3 protein-coding genes are annotated in these 4,752 nt (G+C 65.2%); all 3 read left to right on the top strand.

All coding sequences use genetic code 11. The features are described from left to right. Window positions 1-116 precede the first annotated feature (116 nt). The 3 genes from ACM6I6_RS20395 to ACM6I6_RS20385 are packed head-to-tail and all read left to right on the top strand — an operon-like array spanning window position 117 to window position 4,665. Window positions 117-1,289: an efflux RND transporter periplasmic adaptor subunit gene (locus ACM6I6_RS20395; protein ID WP_274075505.1), complete on the top strand. Its 1,173-nt coding sequence runs from the start codon at window positions 117-119 to the stop codon at window positions 1,287-1,289. Further along, a complete protein-coding gene (locus ACM6I6_RS20390) occupies window positions 1,290-3,263 on the top strand; it encodes a MacB family efflux pump subunit (protein WP_406591788.1) in 1,974 nt (657 codons plus the stop codon). It begins immediately after the preceding gene. Between the two features lie 7 nt (window positions 3,264-3,270). Next, the gene (locus tag ACM6I6_RS20385; RefSeq protein ID WP_414920636.1) at window positions 3,271-4,665 is read left to right on the top strand and encodes an efflux transporter outer membrane subunit; all 1,395 of its coding nucleotides are present in this window, start codon (window positions 3,271-3,273) and stop codon (window positions 4,663-4,665) included. The last annotated feature ends 87 nt before the right edge of the window (window positions 4,666-4,752 follow it).

Below are 4,752 nucleotides of genomic sequence, written 5' to 3'. Positions count from 1 at the left end.
GGCAGGTGTAACGCCGTGTGTCCGGGCCTAAATTCCCTGCTGCTGTCCTCGTCTACAAGGACAGCTCCATGTCCCTGCCGGCTCCACGGCAGTGTTCAACTGCTTTGGAACCCTGCATGAAACGTCCCCGTCACACCCGACGCGCCCTGCTTGTAGCACTCAGCCTGATCCCCGTTATCGCCGTTGCGGCCTGGCAGTTCATCCCGCCCGGGCGTGACCAGTTCGCCACCGTGCAGGTCACCCGCGCCGACATCGAAAGCAGTGTCACGGCATTGGGTACCCTGCAACCCAGGCGTTATGTCGACGTCGGCGCCCAGGCGTCCGGGCAGATCCAGAAGATCCATGTGGAAGTCGGTGACCGGGTCAAGGAAGGTCAGTTGCTGGTGGAAATCGACCCTTCCACGCAACAGGCCAAACTCGATGCCGGGCGCTTCTCCATCGAAAACCTGAAAGCGCAGCTCCAGGAGCAACGCGCGCAACACGACCTCGCCCAGCAGAAATACCAGCGCCAGCAGCACCTCAAGGCCGGCAACGCCACCCGCGAAGAAGACGTGCAGACCGCCCAGGCCGAACTGCGTGCCACCCAAGCGCGCATCGACATGTTCCAGGCACAGATTCGCCAGGCCCAGGCCAGCCTGCGCAGCGATCAGGCCGAGCTCGGCTACACGCGGATCTATGCGCCGATGTCCGGCACCGTGGTCGCGCTGGATGCCCGGGAAGGCCAGACCCTCAATGCCCAGCAGCAGACCCCGTTGATCCTGCGTATCGCCAAGCTGTCGCCGATGACCGTGTGGGCCGAGGTCTCCGAAGCCGACATCGGCCACGTCAAACCCGGCATGAACGCCTGGTTCACCACCCTCAGCGGCGGCACCAGGCGCTGGCAAAGCACCGTGCGGCAGATTCTGCCCGTACCGCCCAAACCCCTGGACCAGACCAGCCAGGGTGGCGGCAGCCCCGCCAGCTCGAGCAAAAGCGGCAGCGCGCGGGTGGTGCTGTACACCGTGCTGCTGGACGTCGACAACGCCGACAACGCGCTGATGGCGGAAATGACCACCCAGGTATTTTTCGTCGCCGATCAGGCGCAGAACGTCCTGACCGCGCCGATCGCCGCCCTGCAGGCCGGCGCGCAAGCCGACAGCCAGACCGCGCAAGTGGTGGCCAGGAACGGCAGCATCGAACAACGCAACGTGCGCACCGGCATCAGCGACCGCCTGCGGGTGCAGATCCTCGACGGCCTGCAGGAGGGCGATCACTTGTTGATCGGCCCGGCCGACGGGAGTGGCGGTTGAATGCAGACGCCCCTGATCTGCCTTTCTGACATCCGCAAAGCCTACGGCGGTGGCGACGCCCCTGAAGTCCATGTGTTGCGCGGTATCGACCTGTCGATCCATGCCGGCGAGTTCGTGGCGATCGTCGGCGCCTCCGGTTCCGGCAAGTCGACACTGATGAACATCCTCGGCTGCCTCGACCGCCCTACCTCAGGCGAATACCGTTTCGCCGGAGAAAACGTCGCCGCCCTGGGCAGCGATGAACTGGCCTGGCTGCGCCGTGAAGCCTTCGGGTTCGTGTTCCAGGGTTACCACCTGATCCCGTCGGGCTCGGCCCAGGAAAACGTCGAGATGCCGGCGATCTACGCCGGCACTCCGGCCGCCGAGCGCCATGCCCGCGCCGCGGCCCTGCTCGAACGCCTGGGCCTGGCCACGCGCACCGGCAACCGCCCGCACCAACTGTCCGGCGGCCAGCAGCAACGGGTGTCTATCGCCCGCGCCTTGATGAACGGCGGCCATATCATTCTCGCCGACGAACCCACCGGCGCCCTTGACAGCCACAGCGGCAAGGAAGTCATGGCGCTGCTCGACGAGCTGGCGAGCCAGGGCCACGTGGTGATCCTCATCACCCACGACCGCGAAGTGGCGGCGCGGGCCAAGCGCATCATCGAGATCCGCGACGGCCTGATCATCAGCGACAGCGCCCGGGACAATCCCGCCGCGCAAACCTCGACCAATCCCGGTGCGCTGCAGGCCGTGGACCTGCGCAAGCGCCTGACGGAAGGCGCGCAAGCCAACGGTGCCTGGAAAGGCGAACTGGTCGACGCGGTGCAAGCCGCCTGGCGGGTGATGTGGATCAACAAGTTCCGCACCGCGCTGACCCTGCTGGGGATCATCATCGGCGTGGCGTCGGTGGTGGTGATGCTGGCGGTCGGCGAAGGCAGCAAGCGCCAGGTCATGGCGCAGATGGGTGCGTTCGGTTCCAACATTATCTACCTCAGTGGCTCGTCGCCCAACCCGCGAACGCCGCTGGGCATCGTCACCCTGGACGAAGTCAAGGCGGTGGCGAGCCTGCCCCAGGTGATGCGCATCATGCCGGTCAATGGCCAGGAAGCCGGGGTACGTTTCGGCAACCTCGACCACCTGAGCTACGTCGGCGGCAACGACACCAACTTCCCGGCCATCTTCAACTGGCCGGTGGTCGAAGGCAGTTACTTCACCGAGGCCGATGAACAGAACGCAGCTGCGGTCGCGGTGATCGGCCACAAGGTGCGGACCAAACTGCTCAAGGACGTGGCCAACCCCATCGGCCAGTACATCCTGATCGAAAACGTGCCGTTCCAGGTGGTCGGCGTGCTCGCGGAAAAAGGCGCCAGCTCCGGCGACTCCGACAGCGACGACCGCATCGCCATCCCCTACTCCGCCGCCAGCGTGCGGCTGTTCGGTACCCACAACCCGGAATACATCGCGATTGCCGCCGCCGATGCGCGCAAGGTCAAGGAGACCGAGCACGCCATCGAACAGTTGATGCTGCGCCTGCACAACGGCAAAAAGGATTTCGAGCTGACCAACAACGCGGCCATGATCCAGGCCGAAGCACGCACGCAAAACACCCTGTCGCTGATGCTCGGGTCGATTGCCGCGATTTCGCTGCTGGTGGGCGGCATCGGCGTGATGAACATCATGCTCATGACCGTACGCGAACGCACCCGCGAGATCGGCATCCGCATGGCCACCGGTGCCCGCCAGCGGGACATCCTGCGCCAGTTCCTCACCGAAGCGGTGATGCTCTCGGTGGTCGGCGGCCTGGCCGGGATCGCCCTGGCGCTGATCGTCGGCGGCGTGCTGATCCTCAGCGAAGTCGCCGTGGCGTTCTCCCTGATAGCGGTGCTGGGCGCCTTCGGCTGCGCCCTGGTCACCGGTGTTGTCTTCGGCTTCATGCCGGCCCGCAAAGCTGCCCGACTCGACCCGGTCACGGCCCTTACCAGTGAATGATCTCTCGATGAAGCCGCAACTGAGTGTGTTGACCCTCTGCCTGTTGCTCGGCGCCTGTGGCAGTCCTGCCCAGCGCCCGGACAGCGGCATAACGCCGCCCGCCGCCTGGCAATCGCCGCACACCGCGGGCGCCACCCACGACAATCAGCAATGGTGGAACCGCTTTGGCAGCCCGCAACTGGGTCGCCTGATCGAACAGGCCCGGGTGGGCAGTTACGACCTGGCCGCCGCCATCGCCCGGGTGCGCCAGGCTCAGGCGCAAACGGTGGTCGCCGCGGGCTCCCAGCTGCCGGAGGTCAAGGCCGCGCTCAATGCCAACCGGCAAAAACTGCTGCGCGGCGATGGCTACAGCCAACTGGATGCGGACAGCGACAACAGCGCCGTCGATTACTTCAACGCCAGCCTCAGTGCCAGCTACGAAATCGATTTCTGGGGTGGCCAGCATGCGTCCCGTGACAGCGCACAATTTGCCTTGCAGGCCAGCGAGTTCGATCAGGCCACCGTCGAGTTGACGCTGCTCAGCGGCGTGGCCAACACCTATGCGCAAACCTTGTCGTTGCAGGAGCAGAGTCGCATTGCCGAGCTGAACCTGGCTAACGCGCAGAACGTGTTGAAACTGGTGCAGACCCGCTTCGACTCAGGTTCCGCGACCGCCCTGGAACTGGCCCAGCAAAAAAGCCTGGTGGCGGCGCAGCAACGCCAATTGCCCCTGGTGCAACAACAGGCCAGGGACGCGCAGATCAGCCTCGCCACCCTCCTCGGCCGCCCGGTGCAGGAACTGGCGCTGGTCCAGGAACACTTCGATCAATTGTCCTGGCCCGCCATCGACGCCGGTGTCCCCAGTGAATTGCTCAGCCGGCGCCCGGACATCGCCCGGGCCGAAGCGCAACTGGCCGCCGCCCAGGCCGACGTCACCGTCGCCCGCGCCGCCATGCTGCCGACCGTTACCCTGAGCGCGGAAATCGGCTCGGGTGCCGACAGTGCTGGCGACATCCTGCGCAGCCCTTTTTACAACCTCACCGCCGGGCTGCTGGCGCCAGTGTTCAACAACGGGCGCCTGGGCGCCCAACGCGACAAGGCTTTGGGCCGCCAGGAAGAACTGCTGGAGACCTATCGCGGGGCGATCATCAATGGATTCGCCGACGTGGAAAAAGCCCTCAACAGCATTCGCGGGCTGGACGGACAGCGGCAATGGCAAAGCGAGGAACTGAGCCAGGCGCAGACCGCGTTCAACATTGCGCAAAGCCGTTATGAAGCGGGGGCCGAGGATTTGCTGACGGTGCTGGAGACGCAACGCACGCTGTATGCGGCGCAGGATTTGAATGTGCAGCTGAGGTTGGCGCGGATGCAGGCGAGTATTGCGTTGTACAAGGCGCTTGGCGGTGGGTGGCAGGCCTTGTGATCGTGATATTGCCGCAATACCTGTAGGAGCTGGCTTGCCAGCGAAGAGGCCGGCACATCCAATATCAATATCTCCTGTCTGGCCGCG

The organism is Pseudomonas sp. IT-P218, assembly GCF_949767605.1.
Taxonomy (GTDB): domain Bacteria; phylum Pseudomonadota; class Gammaproteobacteria; order Pseudomonadales; family Pseudomonadaceae; genus Aquipseudomonas; species Aquipseudomonas putida_AE.
Note: the sequence above shows the minus strand (reverse complement) of the source record. Positions and strands in the feature narration are given on the sequence as shown.

Coding starts and splice junctions, on each gene's coding strand:
- ACM6I6_RS20390 (WP_406591788.1), top strand. CDS start 1,290: ATGCAGACGCCCCTGATCTGCCTTTCTGACATCCGCAAAGCCTACGGC.
- ACM6I6_RS20395 (WP_274075505.1), top strand. CDS start 117: ATGAAACGTCCCCGTCACACCCGACGCGCCCTGCTTGTAGCACTCAGC.
- ACM6I6_RS20385 (WP_414920636.1), top strand. CDS start 3,271: ATGAAGCCGCAACTGAGTGTGTTGACCCTCTGCCTGTTGCTCGGCGCC.